Annotated in this window: 20 protein-coding genes; 13 read left to right on the plus strand and 7 right to left on the minus strand. The window is 50.9% G+C overall.

Going from position 1 to position 17028, the window contains the following annotated elements:
- Positions 1-254: 254 nt before the first annotated feature.
- Complete coding sequence (locus J8X26_RS03945; protein WP_152325564.1) at positions 255-521, minus strand: hypothetical protein; 267 nt, start codon at positions 519-521, stop codon at positions 255-257.
- Between the two features lie 226 nt (positions 522-747).
- Between J8X26_RS03945 and J8X26_RS03950 the strand changes: the two genes are divergently transcribed.
- Together J8X26_RS03950 and deoR are read left to right on the plus strand one after the other, a co-directional pair.
- A complete protein-coding gene (locus tag J8X26_RS03950; protein WP_152325565.1) occupies positions 748-1407 on the plus strand; it encodes a metallophosphoesterase in 660 nt (219 codons plus the stop codon).
- An 84-nt stretch (positions 1408-1491) separates the two neighbouring features.
- A complete protein-coding gene (gene deoR / locus J8X26_RS03955) occupies positions 1492-2256 on the plus strand; it encodes a DNA-binding transcriptional repressor DeoR (RefSeq protein ID WP_208950217.1) in 765 nt (254 codons plus the stop codon).
- 5 nt (positions 2257-2261) lie between these two features.
- Here the strand turns inward: deoR and J8X26_RS03960 are convergent, their stop codons facing one another.
- Entirely contained in the window at positions 2262-2738 is a 477-nt protein-coding gene (locus J8X26_RS03960; RefSeq protein ID WP_152325567.1) for a GyrI-like domain-containing protein, read from the minus strand.
- A 183-nt stretch (positions 2739-2921) separates the two neighbouring features.
- Between J8X26_RS03960 and J8X26_RS03965 the strand changes: the two genes are divergently transcribed.
- The 3 genes from J8X26_RS03965 to J8X26_RS03975 all read left to right on the plus strand — a co-directional run bounded on the left by J8X26_RS03965 (position 2922) and on the right by J8X26_RS03975 (position 4144).
- On the plus strand, positions 2922-3428 hold the full coding sequence (locus J8X26_RS03965; RefSeq protein WP_165059588.1) for a YlaC family protein: 507 nt from the start codon (positions 2922-2924) through the stop codon (positions 3426-3428).
- Between the two features lie 128 nt (positions 3429-3556).
- Positions 3557-3832 (plus strand): hypothetical protein, encoded by a 276-nt coding sequence (locus J8X26_RS03970; RefSeq protein ID WP_208950218.1) that lies wholly within the window; start codon positions 3557-3559, stop codon positions 3830-3832.
- 48 nt (positions 3833-3880) lie between these two features.
- Positions 3881-4144: a hypothetical protein gene (locus J8X26_RS03975; protein ID WP_226790063.1), complete on the plus strand. Its 264-nt coding sequence runs from the start codon at positions 3881-3883 to the stop codon at positions 4142-4144.
- A gap of 70 nt (positions 4145-4214) precedes the next feature.
- Here the strand turns inward: J8X26_RS03975 and J8X26_RS03980 are convergent, their stop codons facing one another.
- Positions 4215-4427, minus strand: a complete 213-nt coding sequence (locus tag J8X26_RS03980) for a YccJ family protein (RefSeq protein ID WP_152325570.1) — start codon at positions 4425-4427, stop codon at positions 4215-4217.
- Between the two features lie 212 nt (positions 4428-4639).
- Here J8X26_RS03980 and J8X26_RS27865 point away from each other — a divergent pair, with 212 nt between their 5' ends.
- From J8X26_RS27865 to J8X26_RS03990, 3 genes are all read left to right on the plus strand, one after another.
- Positions 4640-4771, plus strand: coding sequence for a hypothetical protein (locus J8X26_RS27865; protein ID WP_013576285.1), 132 nt, complete (start codon positions 4640-4642; stop codon positions 4769-4771).
- A 251-nt stretch (positions 4772-5022) separates the two neighbouring features.
- Positions 5023-5364, plus strand: coding sequence for a DUF2502 domain-containing protein (locus J8X26_RS03985; protein ID WP_152325571.1), 342 nt, complete (start codon positions 5023-5025; stop codon positions 5362-5364).
- 393 nt (positions 5365-5757) lie between these two features.
- Complete coding sequence (locus tag J8X26_RS03990) at positions 5758-6051, plus strand: hypothetical protein (RefSeq protein WP_307803329.1); 294 nt, start codon at positions 5758-5760, stop codon at positions 6049-6051.
- 73 nt (positions 6052-6124) lie between these two features.
- Here J8X26_RS03990 and J8X26_RS03995 read toward each other — a convergent pair whose 3' ends face one another.
- Positions 6125-6571 (minus strand): universal stress protein, encoded by a 447-nt coding sequence (locus J8X26_RS03995; RefSeq protein ID WP_152325572.1) that lies wholly within the window; start codon positions 6569-6571, stop codon positions 6125-6127.
- A gap of 38 nt (positions 6572-6609) precedes the next feature.
- Complete coding sequence (locus J8X26_RS04000; protein WP_208950251.1) at positions 6610-7374, minus strand: IclR family transcriptional regulator; 765 nt, start codon at positions 7372-7374, stop codon at positions 6610-6612.
- Positions 7375-7629: 255 nt separating this feature from the next.
- On the opposite strand from J8X26_RS04000, the gene J8X26_RS04005 reads away from it, so the two are divergent.
- Together J8X26_RS04005 and J8X26_RS04010 are read left to right on the plus strand one after the other, a co-directional pair.
- On the plus strand, positions 7630-9240 hold the full coding sequence (locus J8X26_RS04005) for an MFS transporter (RefSeq protein WP_208950219.1): 1611 nt from the start codon (positions 7630-7632) through the stop codon (positions 9238-9240).
- Positions 9241-9298: 58 nt separating this feature from the next.
- The gene (locus tag J8X26_RS04010) at positions 9299-10333 is read left to right on the plus strand and encodes an HlyD family secretion protein (protein WP_208950220.1); all 1035 of its coding nucleotides are present in this window, start codon (positions 9299-9301) and stop codon (positions 10331-10333) included.
- A 99-nt stretch (positions 10334-10432) separates the two neighbouring features.
- Here J8X26_RS04010 and mdoC read toward each other — a convergent pair whose 3' ends face one another.
- On the minus strand, positions 10433-11617 hold the full coding sequence (gene mdoC / locus J8X26_RS04015) for a glucans biosynthesis protein MdoC (RefSeq protein WP_165059593.1): 1185 nt from the start codon (positions 11615-11617) through the stop codon (positions 10433-10435).
- A gap of 329 nt (positions 11618-11946) precedes the next feature.
- On the opposite strand from mdoC, the gene J8X26_RS04020 reads away from it, so the two are divergent.
- The 3 genes from J8X26_RS04020 to J8X26_RS04030 all read left to right on the plus strand — a co-directional run bounded on the left by J8X26_RS04020 (position 11947) and on the right by J8X26_RS04030 (position 16539).
- Positions 11947-13482, plus strand: coding sequence for a glucan biosynthesis protein G (locus J8X26_RS04020; protein WP_152325576.1), 1536 nt, complete (start codon positions 11947-11949; stop codon positions 13480-13482).
- Positions 13475-16057: a glucans biosynthesis glucosyltransferase MdoH gene (gene mdoH, locus J8X26_RS04025; protein ID WP_152325577.1), complete on the plus strand. Its 2583-nt coding sequence runs from the start codon at positions 13475-13477 to the stop codon at positions 16055-16057. The genes J8X26_RS04020 and mdoH overlap by 8 nt, the downstream gene beginning before the upstream one ends.
- A gap of 236 nt (positions 16058-16293) precedes the next feature.
- Positions 16294-16539: a YceK/YidQ family lipoprotein gene (locus J8X26_RS04030; protein WP_208950221.1), complete on the plus strand. Its 246-nt coding sequence runs from the start codon at positions 16294-16296 to the stop codon at positions 16537-16539.
- Between the two features lie 15 nt (positions 16540-16554).
- Here J8X26_RS04030 and J8X26_RS04035 read toward each other — a convergent pair whose 3' ends face one another.
- Positions 16555-16962, minus strand: a complete 408-nt coding sequence (locus J8X26_RS04035) for a MysB family protein (protein WP_152325579.1) — start codon at positions 16960-16962, stop codon at positions 16555-16557.
- Positions 16963-17028 lie beyond the last annotated feature (66 nt).

Below are 17028 nucleotides of genomic sequence, written 5' to 3' on the forward strand. Positions count from 1 at the left end.
GCAGTCAGCGCACGATTTAAAATCCCTCGGCTTATGGCTGTACGAGTTCAAGTCTCGTCCCGGGTACCATGGAAAATTAGCTGAATAATCAAAAGCAATAAAGTAGTAATGTCGTTATAGCCACCTTCGGGTGGTTTTTTTATGCCTGAAATTCGGCAAGCCACAAGAATGCACAATGATGCTTTTTCGTGTGGCGTGCAGGGGAGTAAGTGCAGAGAAGGGAATTAAAACAGCCCCGAGGGGCGTTTTTAGGGTTAAAATTCACCCGGTGAATCAGTGTTGCTCAGTGCCCTGATAGATAAAGGCAGATGGTAGTTAGGCTGGCTGGTAAAAAACGCCTGCAGGGCAACGCGTTTCTTCCGGTCTATAGAAATTTCTTCCATAGTTTTGCGGAAGATACTGTAACGGCCGCAAGAAGTGCAGGTCACAGTGACAATTTTCGCCGACATATTCACCGACGTTTTATTCGTGCTTTGGCACAACGGACACTCGTCTTGAGCGCTTACAACGGTGGAACTCATAAAACCTCCGGTTTTACTTAGAGCGGGCAGTAGTCTAGCACAAAAAGGCGGCAGTTACTTAACGATAATTTAATTATCAGTGGATTTCAGCGCCAACTACGTGTAAAGAGCGCTCAAACCGCTGACGGGCAGTGAAAATTTTCCTCCCGGCCGCACGCATTCTTTCCTCCTTCTTCTCATACGTTACACTTAAAGAATTCACTGCTTAAATGGATTTCTGTTTCGTATGACGCCTGCTTTGTATCAGCGTATCAATGGCTCGCTTTACCACCGCATTTTTGTCGTGGGGGATCTGCACGGATGTCTCAGCCTGCTCGGGCATGAACTGGCAAAGATAGCGTTCGATCCGCAACGCGATTTACTGTTATCTGTCGGCGATCTTGCCGATCGCGGCCCTGACAGTGTCGGGTGCCTGCGCCTGATCAATGAGCCGTGGTTTTCCTGTGTCCGCGGCAATCACGAACAGATGGCGATTGACGCGATACATGAAGAGAATGTTTCAAGATGGCTGCGTAACGGCGGCGACTGGTTTTACGCACTGGAAGATGAGATTCAGGAGCAGGCAAAAGCGCTGATTTTGCAGGCAGACAAATTGCCACACGTTCTCGAACTCAACACGCGCGAAGGAAAACGCATCGTCATTGCGCATGCGGATTACGTTTCGGACGAATATGTTTTCGGAAAGCCGCTCGACAGTTATGAAACTATCTGGAACCGCGACCGTATTAACTCTGCGCTTGCCGGACGTTACGGGCCGATATCCGGCGCTGATGCTTTCTATTTCGGACATACGCCGGTTGAACCTGCACTGCAATTTGCGAACCTGTTTTATATTGATACCGGCGCGGTCTTTGGTGGTTATCTGACGATACGGCAATTGCAATAATATCAGGCTGCAGGCGGGTTTGCGGTGGTTGCGCGGCAAAGGTATAGTGAGCGGCTGCGAACGGGAAAGGCGTGAGATAACACCATGGAAAATAAGCGTGAAGACAGGATCCAGCGTTTGTTGCTGGCATTAAAAAAGACCGACAAAATTCATCTGAAAGAAGCGTCTTTACTGCTCAATGTTTCCGAAATGACCATACGCCGTGACCTTAACGTGGAACCTGCGCCGGTTATTTTGCTGGGTGGCTACATTGTCATGGATCCTAAGAATAACCCGGCGACACATTATTTCGTCAGCGAACAGAAAATGCGTCAGGTTGCGGAGAAAAAACGCCTGGCCTCACGCGCAGCGGGGCTGATTCAGACGAACGACACGGTGTTTTTTGATTGCGGCACCACAATGCCTTACGTCATCGAAAGCATTCCCGAAACCCTCGTTTTTACGGCAATCTGCTATTCGCTCAATACCTTTCTCGCATTGCAGGAAAAGCCTCACTGTGAAGTGATTTTGTGTGGCGGCGCGTTCAAATCCAGCAACAGTATTTTTACCCCGTTAGGGCGCAGCAGTGAGCTGGATTATATCCGTCCGTCCAAAGCTTTTATTTCGGCGGCCGGTGTCAGTATTGAACACGGCGTCACTTGCTACAATTTTGATGAGTTGTTGATGAAACATCAGGCGATGGAGCGTTCTGCGCAAAGTATTCTGGTGGCAGACAGCACGAAGTTTGATCAGGTGCGACCGGCGGCAATCGCACCTCTTGCCCGATTCAATATACTGGTCAGCGACGCTGAGCCACCGCGGGCTTATCTCGATTTTTGCAGTCAGTCTGACATTCCGCTTCTGGTCTGAGCCTTTTAGCGGATAGCGGGAATTTTCTCCACAGACTGATAAAGTACAACTTCCCAGATGCCACTTTTCGAACCATCACTGAGATAGTGTTCGAAACAGGCTTTTCCGTCCGGCCGGTAGTGCGCACTGGTCAGCAACTGAGCATAAAAATCGCGCCAGGCTTTCTCAAAATCACCGTCGGCAATAGTGGTGTGATAGGCCGCATAAGTGCCTCCTGGCAACGTTTGCAGCGACAGACCTTCTGCTTCATCCAGAATAAAATTATCGGCAACGCAAACCGAAGGATCGGCCCGCAAAGCCTCTGCCGGTGTGGTATCAGGGTTATCATGAAACCAGGTCAGCCATTCGGTACGCGGCTGATGATGCCGCGCAACCCATTTGGTCAGTTGCTGAAAGCCGCTGTGGATTGACTGCTGATAAGGGCCGACAACCCGGTAGCTCACCAGCTTTTTGGCCGGTCTTTCTACGATTGATAATGCCACGATGATCTCCTTTTATCTGACATAGATTGGGTGGTTTCCATGTGGGTAAAAACGTCAATGCCAAGCTTATCTATAACAGTTCACCGTTTTACTCACGGTAACTGCTCTACGCGCTATAACAGTTGTCATGATAAAATTATGTAATCAGATTGCATTATAGTCGTGACGCAGTGAGGTTATGAGATGGACGTAATCAAAAACGTATTAAACAGTGAAATTGATCGGATCAATCGTCAGGAAGGCCGTGACGGAAAGGCGCGCATTAATGGAGAGTTCTTCGTGAACCATCCATGGTTATGCCTGGCGATGCTGGTCGGCTATATCGCCGTCGGCGTGGTGATGTATGTTTCACCGTACATGGGCATGGGCTGGTTTATCGGCTTCACCGCATTTCTGGTGTTTATGTCGGCGATGCTGCTGCTCGAAATCAAACCGGTTTACCGTTACGAGGACATCGGCGTGTTAGATCTTCGCGTTTGCTATAACGGCGAATGGTATTTCAGCCGTGAATTATCCGGTGATGCGGTTAAGCAAATTTTGAGCGCCGGCAGCGTAAGTTCGCACATCAAAAATCGTATTGAATCGATCGTACGTAACAAAGGCTCGATCGACTTTTATGATGTATACGATCTGGCTCGTCTGGAAAATCAGCAGCAAGATCCCACCAGAACAGCACAGTTAGCTCACTGATCGCGCCCTTAAACATGGCTTCTGCCCATGACGTTACCCTGCATGCTCTGATAAAATAGTGGCTAGGTATCATTTTCGTGAATGAATCGTACATGCGAAAAATGATGCCAGCCGTTACAGGAGCGACAGTGGAACGAATCAAACTTACAATTCATCATCTGCACAAAATCATTTCCGGTGAAAAACAGGATGCACAGGCGACTGCGCGCATTTATGCTGGCGATGAACTGTTGCTGACTGAAACAATGACCGGGCAGGCGATGCATTTTGATCGCTTTATCCAAGCCGACAACGACAATGGCAAACCTTTACGTGTGGAATGGGACAGCGACGGCAGCGCCGCAATGTCGGTTTCCCGCGCTGAAGTGTGCCCTTGCTGCGGTGGCGATGCCCTGCACCATTGAATAAATCCGGGCCTGACCGCATGTTAAGTAAAAGCCGAACAGGGGGGAATGATGAAATTTATCAGTAACGAATTTGAATACCGCCAGTGGATCATGGACGAAATATTCCAGGCAAGCGCGGTAGGCGAAACCTCTGAGTTTGCCGATCAGGAAGTGGAAGATTTTATCTTTGACGCGCGTCCGGTGGCTTATCCCTGCGTCGCAGTGATGATTCAGACGCCCGGTGAGCCTGGCGTATGCGAACCCCGATTCTTTTATAAAGAACAGGTATTTGAGTGGGCACACAAAATGGGCTTTGGTTTTGACAGCTAACGGCGCATCCGGTTAACGCAAAAACCCCGGGAAGGTCCCAGGGTTTCCTGGCGAATGGCCGGGCTACTGATCAGACATTTTTCCTGTCGATTTTCTCTTCACCCCAGAACAAATAGTCGTCCTTGGTTTTTGCGAACGCGATGGGCAAGACTTCATCGCTGCCTTCTTCCCAAATTTTCTGCGCCAGTTTCTCATCATTTTTAGCCAGTTCGAAAATGGCTTCAGCGATTTCATGAGAGGTTTCACGTGTGTTGGCCCAGGCTTTGATGTTTGACGTCGTCATCCGGTTCTCCTCGTATTTTTGCGCAACGGTGTCTCCATGACACCATCATATTCAGGTTAACTATGGTTTCTGCGCGGGGTTAATGCAAATCTGCGAGGCAGGATAGGGCAGAAATTCCATGATTAGTGCCGGTGCAGGGCACAAAAAAACCGGCACCCGGCGGGGACTGTCGTTTATACTGAACGCGATTTTGAACAATTAAGGTGATGAGAATGAGCGACGATATTTTTGATTTTGACATTGATGCTGCACTAGAAACTGCTGAAGTAAAAGCGGCTGAAAAAGCAGCAGAAGTGCCTGAAGCCGTTCAGGACGAAAGCGACTGCGAAGGCTGCAAAATCTGATTTTGCACAACTTAGCAGCAAACAGAAAACCGCTTCGGCGGTTTTTTTGTATCTGTCATCTATTCCTTTTCTGGCACTTCTGGCTGAATCTCCTTTACCGACATAGTGTTGCATCGCAGTCTCCCGACATCGCTTCTGACGCAACTGTAAGGATAACGTCAGGACATTTTTTTTGGGATAAATTCCTATAGAACAGGAAGATAGCTGGCGGTACTTTGTTACCACCTGATAAGCAGGTCGTGAGGTTCACAATGAAAAAACTAATTTTTGTTCTCGCCGTTTTGCTCACTTTGCCCGCTATCGCACAGGCAGACGTCGAGGTAGGGCTTAATATGCCGGGGTTGTCACTGCATGTCGGTGACCGCGATAATCGTGGATATTACTGGGACGGTGGTGACTGGCGTCCGCCAGGCTGGTGGGATAACCATTATCGTGATGAAGGCCGCGGGCATTGGGTTTATTACGAACCGGCTCCACCGCCACCGCCGCGCTACTGGCATCACGAGCACTGGCATGAAGGTCCGCCTCCCGGCTACTGGCGTGATGGTCCTCCGGGGCACTGGCGTGAAGGCCCGCCTCCTGGCCGCTGGTAATCACTTTTTACTGAACGGCTAAGAGTCAGAACACGAAAGAACAGTAACGACAGATTTTGGGAACAGGGCTGGCAGTGGCGATGCAAAGCATCCCCAATGTCAGTTCTGTTCCTTTCGTTTTTAATCATTTTAAAACCTCCGCTGCTGATAATTTCCTGCAAAATTAATCGCATGCTGAATATTTAAAATATAAACCATTCATGAGAATTATATTTTAAACCGATTATTGCGAGGAATAGCAATAAACGCTTATCCCATAAACTTTTCAGAGAAAGTGCTGCTTGCTAAGTGTCACTATTGTGTTAATTTCTTGTTATATGAGATCAGCAATGGAAGGCCTGAACGCAATGCGTGCCTGATATCATATTGAAGTGTTATGGAATTTTTACTCAGGTGCGCTATTTGTCATTTACTGAGATTACCGCTATGCGCCTGATTAAAAACGATTTTGAGTTCCGTCTTTGGATGCTGGATGCCTATTTTTATCAGGATAAGATAGAAGGCGATACGTTGCTGACCGACGAAGAGATGGATGAGTTTTTATTTGAATGCCGTCCGCAGGAATATCCATGTTTAGGAACGGTCACGCCTTCCAAAGAATGTTCGCTGGAATTTGATATTGCCTTTTTCTATCGTGAACACATTACAGAATGGGCAAAATCGATGGGATTGATGAATACGAAATAGTATTGCTTTCCCGACATTAAAAAAGCGCCTTCGGGCGCTTTTTGCATTTTTACTTGTGCGGATGACAGAAGAATCAGTTTCCCCGCACTTCTACCATCACCGGGCAGGGCGAACGCGCGATAACCTCTGCGCTGACCGAACCTTTGATGATGCGGCCAAAAGCTGAAAGCTGCCGGTGGCCCATCACAATGACCGACGCCTGTCTTTTCACGGCTTCTGCCGCCAGCGCTTCTCCGGCGTTACCGACAATGATATTGCCTTTCGCCTGAATCCCTGCTTCTGCGAGCGTTTTCAATGCCTGACCGACCACGGCGCGGGCGGTAGTCTGTTCTTCCTCCGCAGGAGGATATTCGATGATTTCGCCGGGCATATCCCCGTTTTCTTCCAGTGCATAAGACTCATCGATGCAACAGGTGACATAGACCGTTGAGTTATGGCCGGTGGCAAGCTGACGGCTTAGATCCACTACAAATCCCGTTTGTCTGGAGCCATCTACGGCTAACAAAATGACGTCAAACATTTGTATTCCTTATACAGCCTGATTTTTAAGGTTCGGTGTTACTTGCCAATTTCACTGGTCAGCGCTTCTTTGCACTCAAGCAAAGCGGTGCGGATCACGTCCTGTTTAGCCTCAAGGCGCGGAGTGGGAATCAGAACGGAAACTGAATAGCGCCCCAAAATCGTGTCGATGGCAATCGCAATAGTGGATACACCTTCTACCGTTTCGCCCGTTTCAATCGAGTAACCGTTACGGCGAACGTCGGCAACGATATCGAGCAGTGCGCCGAGCGTGCCGACGGTATTTTTCGTCGCCGGCTCCAGCACTTCACCGACAATAATTCGAATTTCCTCATCGGTTTTTAACGCCAGCAGCGCACGCCCTGAGGAAGTGCTGTATATCGGCAAATTCAGGCCCACGCGGGGAACAATGCGTAACTCTTTTTCCGACACAATGCAGTGAATATTGGCAATCTGACGACCGCTGGCGCGGCCAATGGCGACGGTCTCCCCGGTAATTTCGTTCAGATGACGGAGAAACGGTGTGGCAATGGCGATCATGTCGGTGTGTACTGTTGACGCCAGTTTCAGCAACGTCGGCCCGAGCCGGACACCGCCGTTGCCTTCCGAACGTACCAGCCCTTCTTCTGCCAGTGCTGCAACGATGCGCTGAACCGTCGAGCGCGGAAGATCGACATCATTCGCGATGGCTCCCAGGCTCATGCCCTGAGGATGTTTGCCCAGTGCATTAAGTACCGATGCTGCCCGCGAGATCACTTGGATCCCACCGCTGCGCTCTTCGTCTGCCGGAATATCCTGCGCCATTCTTTTTCCTTCTTCATTATCCGGTGTCATCCGCCAACACCTTGTCTTGCCAATGTAATGGCTGAACCGGTGAAAAACAATTCCTAATCACATTGCAATACACTGTACCGTATTATAGTATTTTGGTGTGTATCACGATGCGGTGCATTGCATCGAAATATGAGTGACATCGCTCACTGAACTGTGCTTTCCCGGCGCAGACCTGCCTTCTCACTATCGGCGCACCATAAAGCGGCGAAGTTAATGAGTACAACTATGAATCAGCCAATTGCACAGGCACCGGCCGCAAGCAGCGCCGGAATGTCCGGACCACCGCCGTTTACCGCGAGGCTGGTCACCGGATTAGCGGGCGTATTGATCGTCGCACTTTGCTCCGGCCTGAACGACCGTGTCACGGATATTGCTTTGGCTGATGTTCGTGGCGCTTTAAGTATCAGTAATGATGCCGGTTCATGGCTGATCGGCTCCTATCAGGCTGCGGAAGTGGCGGCCATGATGATTGCTCCGTGGCTGGCGGTGACGTTTTCGCTGCGCCGCTTCACGCTGTTCGTAACGTTGGGCTTTTTGCTGGTCGCCGCCGTTTTACCGTATTCACCCAACCTGCCGGTGTTTATTACGCTGCGTGCGGTTCAGGGACTGTTTGGCGGGGCGATGCCGCCTTTGCTGATGACGGCGGCGCTGCGCTTTATGCCGCCGCAGTACAAACTTTACGGGCTGAGTGCTTATGCGCTGACCGCTACTTTTGGGCCGAACATCGCGACCTCCATGGCAGCCATCTGGACCGATTATGTCGGCTGGAAGTGGGTGTTCTGGCAGGTTATTCCACCGTGTGTGCTGGGGTATTTACTGATTGGTTACGGATTGCCACAAGATCCGCAGCGTTTTGAGCGATTTAAACAGATGGATATTGTCGGCATGGTGACGGGATGCAGCGGCATTTCCTTGCTGGTGCTGGTTCTTCAACAGGGCGAACGGCTGGACTGGTTCAACTCGCCGCTGATTACCGTCATGTTTTTCGCCTCGCTGGCGCTGCTAACGATTTTTCTGGTTAACGAATGGCATCACCCGTTGCCGCTGTTCAAATTGCAAATGCTGAAACGCCACAATCTGGCGCACGGTTTAATCACGCTGTTTGCGCTGATGTTCCTGTTTTTATCCGGCTCGGCATTACCGGCGAGTTTCATGCAGCAGGTGGGGGGATTTCGTGCGGTGCAGGTCGGGCCGCTGGCGCTGACGATCGGTTTGCCGCAGCTGCTTCTGGCTCCGCTGGTGGCATTTTTCCTGACTATTCGTTGGGTAGACAGCCGCTGGGTTCTGGCTTGCGGGCTGGGGCTGGTGGGGGTTTCCTGTTACTGGGGAACGCATATCACCAGCATCTGGGCACGTGATAACTTTTATGTGATTCAGATTATGCAGGCGTTCGGCCAGCCGATGGCGGTGTTGCCCATTTTGCTGGGCGCAACCAGCGTCGTTCAACCGCAGGAAGGCCCCTTTGCCGCAGCGATGTTTAATACCACGCGCGGAATGGGGAGTATTGCGGGAAGTGCCCTTCTGGGCGTGATGGTCAGCGACCGTGAGCAGTTCCATTCTAACGTTTTACTCAATCACATTGGCGGTGTGAATTATCTGCTTTCCCAGCCTTATGGCGGTGGCAGCAGTTTTCTGGCACCGCTGAACACTGACGGTTCTGCGATTTCAACGGAAGTCATTACGCAGTTTTCCACGCTGGTCAGGAAGCAGGCACTGGTTATGAGCCTGGCTGATATTTACATGCTGATTATCGGCCTGGCGCTTGCGCTGATTGTGCTGGCCTCAATCCTGCCCAAACGCTCTTATCCGCCTCAGTCTCTGGTTAAACGCCCCTGAATGAAGCATCACCTGAACGAATGAATTTCACTATAAGAAAGTACGAGAGAAAATCATCATGATAAAAACATCGCCTGTCCGCCTGAGCTGGCTGGTTGCCGCCGTGGTGGTGGTATTACTGATTGTGATTGCCTTCTGGACGTTGTCTTCAGGGAGCGCACCGGAAACCGATGACGCTTTTGTGTCGGCAGACTCTACACTGGTTGCACCGCGGATTTCCGGTACGATTGCTGATGTGTATGTTAAGGATAATCAGTGTGTTAAAGCGGGCGATGTGCTGGCAAAAATTGACGATCGCGATTACCGCAACGCCGTGCTCACCGCGCAGGCCAGCCTCGAAACGGCGAATGCGCAAATGCTCAGCCTGAACGCGCAACTTGCGAAACAGCAGCAGACTATTTTACAGGCGCAGGCCTTGGTGAATGCGGATTCTGCCAGTATTGCGTATGCACGCCAGAGTGCTGACCGTTACAAACGTTTGCTGCAAAATGGCTCCGGCACGGCGGATGCTCGTGATGAATCAGATGCCAGTTTGCGCTCAAAACTGGCTTCCCAGCAAAGTGATATGGCCGCCGTGCAGGCCGCTGAAAAGCAGGTTGACGTACTGAAAGCGGAGCAGGCGCAGGCCAAAGCGGCGATTGATTCTGCTGTCACCGCGCTGGCGCAGGCGAAACTCAATCTTTCCTATACAGAAATCACGGCGCCGGTTGACGGCGTGGTCGGCCAGCGTTCTCTGCGCATCGGCGGCTATGTCAGCGCAGGAACCCGTGTGCTGGCAGTCGTGCCGCTTCACGATGCCTATATTGTGGCGAATTATCTGGAAACGCAGCTGGGTGATGTGCAGCAAAATCAGCCAGTTGATATCAAAATCGACGCATTGCCGGGCGTGACGCTGAAAGGGACAGTGGACAGTATTTCTCCGGCCACGGGTGTCACGTTTTCGCCGATCTCACCGGATAATGCAACCGGTAACTACACCAAAGTGGTGCAGCGTCTGGCGGTGAAAATTGTGCTGGATAAAGATCAGGCCGATGCGAAGCGGCTGAAAGTCGGAATGTCGGTGATCCCGACGATAGATACTGCGTCACGCTGATTTTCGTTTGTCTTTCTTTGCGTCAAAAATCAGCCCACTGAAAGCAAAAGGGCCATGCTTAACCGCACGGCCCTTTTTGTTTTCGCTTCACCTGAAGTGTCAGGACGCCTGATTCTGCGGTGGCGTGGCGTCCGATGAATCCTTCTTCGCCGGATGCTGCGGTTTACCCGAGAACAGGAATCGCAGAATCGGAATGCGTTTGTGTACTTCGTACAAGATAAACGCAATACCGAATACGAACACCAGACCCAGCCAGAAACCCAGCCAGTCGCTGTGGATCTTCGGCGTGATAAATGCCCCGTAAATCAGCGTTAACGGGTGGTGAATCAGATAGATAAACAGCGACGAGTTCACCAGATAAGTAATCCACGGCGCCTGGAAATTGAGGAGGTAGTGACTGAATGAGAACACCACATTAACCATCAGGATCCCCAACAGCGTGGTGATGATGGCGTCGATTTCCATCGAGTACAGCTGCGGAGTATTCACGTGCTGATTAAACATGTAAGCGGCGAACAGGAAGATACTCACCACGCCGGCAGTTGCTGAAGGCTTCAGGAACAGCTCTTTCAACCAGGAGAATTTATAAGCAAACGCGCCGATGATGAAAAATGGCAGATAAAACAATGTCTGCATCACGACGAAATTAAACGCACCGTTGGAAAGTAAATTAGGTGCAAAAAGATACAGCCCGCGGTTAAACGCGGCGTAAATTAAGCCGATAAATAAAAATACAATTGAGAGTTTTCCTAACGTGTTTGTCCGGGTTTTTATTAATTGAATACGACTAGTCTTAATTTCTTTAATAAATTTGAAGAGGTAAAAACAAATACTGGTCAGAATAACTAACGTTAACAGGAACCATAAATGGGACACTAATTCCCAGACGGTAATGTTAATCTTTTGATAGAAATCCATATTTCCCCAGTCTGAGAATTTACTGGTGAATTTCATCAGGAAATAGAGCTGCGGGATTGTAATCAGCGGGAAGGCCGCTACCAGTGGGATGGCAACCCGCTCCAGACGTACCTTGAGCCACTGGTGCGAGTCGTAGCGCTCATACAGCATATAAGAAAAATACCCGGAGATGACAAAGAAAACCTGCATCCGGAAGGCATGGATAATATCATTGAAAATTGTCAGGCCGTGCGAAGGCACCGCACTGTTTACCGCCCAGATATGACTGGAGTAAATCAATGATATATGGAAAGGAATACCCAGCAGCATCAAATATGCGCGGATAGAGTCCAGGAAAAACTCACGTTGTGGTTTTTGTGGTTTCATTACGTATCCGTTGTATGTGGCTCATCCTAATTTTAGAGCGTAGTTTGTATTCGGGCTAATTTCTCAGGTAACCAAAAATGACTGTCGTTGACATTAGTTTAGTTTCTCACCTTAAAACATGCATTGTTATAGGACAAGTTTCCATAGCCGGAGTTTCAACGAATTGATATCCTTGTACCCTGTTGCGCTTAAACGGTTCATCAATGGCTGAACCATCGACTGCTCAAGTTGTCGGAAACCTGACACTTCCCATAAAATAGTTACAGTGAATGATTGAAGCGCGCATAGGAGACAAAGTGTCGGATAAAAATTTTTCCATAGGGTCACGTATGATCAAAGTCCGTTTGCTAAGTGCCGCAGTGTTGATGACCATGTTCACCTCATCTGCCTGGGCTTTTTCTATAGATGATGTTGCCAAACAAGCGAAGGCATTAGCCGATAAAGGTTACGAAGCGCCGAAAAGCAATCTTCCGTCTCAATTCCGCGATCTTAAATTCGCAGATTACCAACAAATTCAGTTCAATCATGACAAAGCGTACTGGAAAAACCTGAATACGCCTTTCAAGCTTGAGTTCTACCATCAGGGGATGTACTTCGACACTCCGGTAAAAATCAACGAAGTGACGGCAGACTCCGTAAAAGAAATCAAATACAGCCCGGACTACTTTAACTTTGGCAACGTCAAACATGACGCTGACTCAGTCAAAAACCTCGGTTTTGCTGGCTTCAAAGTGCTTTATCCGATCAATAAAGCAGACAAAGATGATGAAATTATGAGTGTGCTGGGTGCCAGCTACTTCCGCGTCATCGGTAAAGGCCAGGTTTATGGCTTGTCTGCCCGTGGTCTGGCGATCGACACCGCGCTGGCTTCCGGCGAAGAATTCCCGCGTTTCCGCGAGTTCTGGATTGAACGTCCAAATCCAGACGAAAAACATTTAGTCATTTATGCCTTGCTCGATTCGCCGCGTGCGACCGGTGCTTATCGTCTGGATGTGTATCCGGGCAAGGAAGCGACCGTTGACGTGCAGTCACAAGTTTATCTGCGTGACAAAGTCGGCAAACTGGGTATCGCTCCGCTGACCAGCATGTTCCTGTTTGGCGCGAATCAGCCCTCTCCGGTGATGAACTATCGTCCGGCGCTGCATGATTCCAATGGTCTGTCTATCCATGCCGGTAACGGTGAATGGATCTGGCGTCCGCTGAACAATCCGAAACACCTTGCTGTCAGCCAGTTCTCTATGGAGAACCCGAAAGGCTTCGGTCTGCTGCAACGGGGTCGCAGCTTCTCAAACTTTGAAGATCTCGACGATCGTTACGACCTGCGTCCGAGTGGCTGGGTCGAGACCAAAGGCGACTGGGGTAAAGGTAAAGTTGAGCTGGTGGAAATTCCAACCGCAGACGAAACCAACGACAACATCGTCGCGTTCTGGACGCCGGAACAATTGCCGGATGCCGGTAAACCGCTGAGCCTGAACTATCGTCTGCATTTCACCCGTGAAGAAGAAAAATTACATTCTCCTGATCTGGCGTGGGTTGAACGTACCATGCGTTCTACCGGTGATGTGAAACAGTCGAATCTGATCCGTGAACCTGACGGCAGCGTGGCTTTCCTGGTTGATTTTGTCGGCCCAAATCTGAAAGCCCTGAAAAGCGACACTCCGGTGGCGTCTCAGGTCAGCGTGGGTGACAACGGTGAACTGGTTGAAAACACTGTCCGCTATAATCCGGTAACCAAAGGCTGGCGTCTGACGCTGCGCCTGAAAGTGAAAGATCCGAAGAAAGCGATCGAAATGCGCGCTTCTCTGGCTAATGGCGATAAAACACTGAGTGAAACCTGGAGCTATCAGCTGCCTGCAAATGAATAAGTCAACGCACTCTACTCATGATTATGTAGAAGCTTTGCCGCTTACTGATGATCAGAAAGCGGCGCTCACTCAGCAGCTTCCCGCTGAAGATGAGCAGGCTTTTGCTACCGTACATCACCGCTTAGGCGGCGATGTGACAGCCTCTGCTAATGCCCCTGAACCGGATGCACCTTTGCTCTCGGTGAAAGCGCGCGTCGGCGCAAGCTGGCCGGATGCGCTGGCCAACGGTTCTCTGGACGAAGTGGACAACGAAGGGCGCACCATCGCCAGCGCAATGCCGCCAGTGAAGCGTTCAAGTATGTTCCCGGATGTCTGGCGTACCAACCCGGTAGGGCGTTTCTGGGACAATCTGATGGGACGCAGCGCGGCTTCGCGTCATACGGTTGCCGATATGCCGGAGTCAGAAAAGCGCTGGCGTCATGCCGGTTCGGTTCGTCGATATGTCCTGCTGGTTCTGATGCTGGTTCAGACGGCGATCGCAACCTGGTACATGAAAACCATCCTGCCTTATCAGGGGTGGGCGCTGATCGACCCCGCAGATATGCTGAATCAGGACTGGTTGCAGTCGGTTCTGCAATTGCTGCCGTACGTGTTGCAGACCGGGATTCTGGTGTTGTTTGCGATTCTGTTCTGTTGGGTTTCGGCCGGTTTCTGGACCGCGCTTATGGGCTTTTTACAATTGCTTATCGGGCGCGACAAATACAGCATCACCGCCTCGACTAAGGGCGATGAGCCGCTGAACCCGAATAACCGTACTGCGCTGATCATGCCGATTTGTAACGAAGACGTGGAACGCGTTTTCGCGGGCCTGCGTGCTACTTACGAATCTGTTAAAGCTACCGGTGATTTGGATCAGTTTGATATCTATGTGTTGAGTGACAGCTACGATCCGGATATTTGTGTCGCTGAACAGAAAGCCTGGATGGAAGTATGCCGCGACGTAGACGGTCATGGTCGTATCTTCTATCGCCGTCGCCGTCGCCGTGTGAAGCGTAAAAGCGGAAACATTGATGACTGGTGCCGTCGCTGGGGCGGGGAATATGCCTACATGGTTATCCTCGATGCGGACAGCGTCATGAGCGGCGAATGTCTGACCGGTCTGGCTCGTCTGATGGATGCGAATCCGAACGCCGGTATTATTCAGTCTGCGCCAAAAGCGTCGGGCATGGATACGCTGTATGCGCGTTGCCAGCAGTTTGCGACACGCGTTTACGGCCCGCTGTTTACCGCCGGTCTGCACTTCTGGCAGTTGGGTGAATCCCACTACTGGGGGCACAACGCCATAATCCGCGTGAAACCGTTCATCGAGCACTGTGCGCTTGCGCCGTTGCCGGGTGAAGGTTCATTTGCCGGTTCCATCATGTCTCACGACTTTGTGGAAGCTGCGCTGATGCGCCGTGCGGGCTGGGGGGTGTGGATTGCTTACGACCTGCCGGGTAGCTATGAAGAATTACCGCCAAACCTGCTCGACGAGCTGAAACGCGACCGTCGCTGGTGTCACGGTAACCTGATGAACTTCCGCCTGTTCCTGGTCAAAGGCATGCACCCGGTTCACCGTGCTGTCTTCCTGACCGGCGTGATGTCCTATCTTTCTGCGCCGCTGTGGTTTACGTTCCTTGCGTTGTCCACGGCATTACAGGTCGTGCATACGTTGATGGAACCGACGTACTTCCTGCAACCGCGGCAGTTATTCCCGGTTTGGCCACAATGGCGTCCTGAGCTGGCAATTGCCCTGTTCTCGACAACAATGGTTCTGTTGTTCCTGCCAAAACTGCTGAGTATCGTCCTGATCTGGGCGAAGGGAGCGAAGCAATTTGGTGGTGCATTCCGTCTGCTGGTTTCCATGTTCCTGGAAATGCTGTTCTCGGTGCTGCTCGCACCGGTGCGTATGTTGTTCCACACCGTTTTTGTGGTCAGCGCATTCCTGGGCTGGGAAGTGGTCTGGAACTCTCCGCAGCGTGATGATGATGACACGCCGTGGGGTGAAGCATTTAAACGCCATGGTTCGCAGCTTCTGCTCGGTGCCGTCTGGGCTGCCGGTATGGCATGGCTGGACTTGCGCTTCCTGTGGTGGCTGGCGCCAATCGTCTTCTCTCTGATCCTGTCACCGATTGTTTCGGTTCTGTCGAGCCGTGCAACGCTGGGGATTAAGAGTAAGAAAGCCAAGCTGTTCCTGATCCCGGAAGAGTACGATCCGCCGCGCGAGCTGGTTGCGACTGAAGAATATCTGGCACTGAACCGTGAACGTAAGCTGCAAAACGGCTTTATGCATGCGGTGTTTGATCCGGGCTTCAACGCACTGGCTACGGCAATGGCAACATCCCGTCATCTGTTGCGTGAAACTGTAGAAAACGGTCGTCGGGCTCGTCTGGAGCAGGCCCTGAAAACCGGGCCAAAAGATTTGGGCAAAGCTGACCGTCTGGTCTTGCTGAGCGACCCGGTGCTGATGGCGCGTTTACACTCCGCGGTGTGGACGCAACCCGATCAGCAGGCGTGGGGAGCTTATTACGACCAGCTTCCGCGTAACGTGCAGGCTTTCCCTGTGACGCAGACGCTGGAAGTTAAATCCGCCTGAGTTAAATAGCGGACGGAAAGGGCAGTATGTGAAAACATGCTGCCCTTTTTATTGCTTCATGATCACAGGCCCGCACAGGCCATCACGCCGCAAAGACAACAGGTGACTCTCAGGCCCGCAGCGTATAAAGTTTTACGTCCCCTTAACATCAGGGAACATGACGCGCGTGCTATTCTGAGCGCGCTGTTCAGCGCTTAAAAAGAGCTTCTTTTGATTTGAATCGACAGGTTGGGTAAGTGATTAATCGCGTAATTTTTCGTGGATGTGTACTGGTGCTACTGGCTACCTCGCTCACAGGTTGTGGCAGCATTATCAGCCGGGCCGTGCCAGGGCAGGGGCATGGCAACCAGTATTATCCCGGCGTGCAGTGGGATTTACGTGACAGCCCGTGGCGGTATATCACTGTTATTGATGTCCCGCTGTCCATGATTGTCGATACCTTCATGTTGCCGATTGACGCCCGCCACGGGCCTTACGAATAAATCTTTTATAAACGTTTAGTCAATATCCCGTCCCGGATAATCGTCCTCGTCATCCCACTCTTCGGCGGCGGCTTCGCCTTCTTCCGTATCCAGCTGCGGCTCATGCTGGAATTCACCTTCATCCCATTCATACAGCGTCGCTTCTTCCTGCCATTCTTCTTCGAGTTCAATCTGATCGTAATCTTCATCGAAGATAGCCTGCGCGGCCGCGCCGCTGCGGAACGTCAGCGCATCGATGGCGTCGCCTTCATCGCTGAGAAATTCTGCCTGCCACATCACATCGCCATCCTGCATGATGTACTTTTGCAGGTTGAACTGATCCGGAACGGGCTCTTCATCGTTCTGAACTCTTTCCTGTGCGGCTTCGAGAAATTCTTCGCGGGCGGCATCAATAGCTTCTTCAAGCGTTGCGTACATGCTCATTGTTGTCTCCTGAGTTGAATAAGGGGAAATAATCAATAGTCTTGATAGTAAATAGCGTTAGGAATG

The organism is Rahnella sp. ChDrAdgB13 (genome assembly GCF_017655185.1).
Lineage (GTDB): Bacteria > Pseudomonadota > Gammaproteobacteria > Enterobacterales > Enterobacteriaceae > Rahnella > Rahnella contaminans.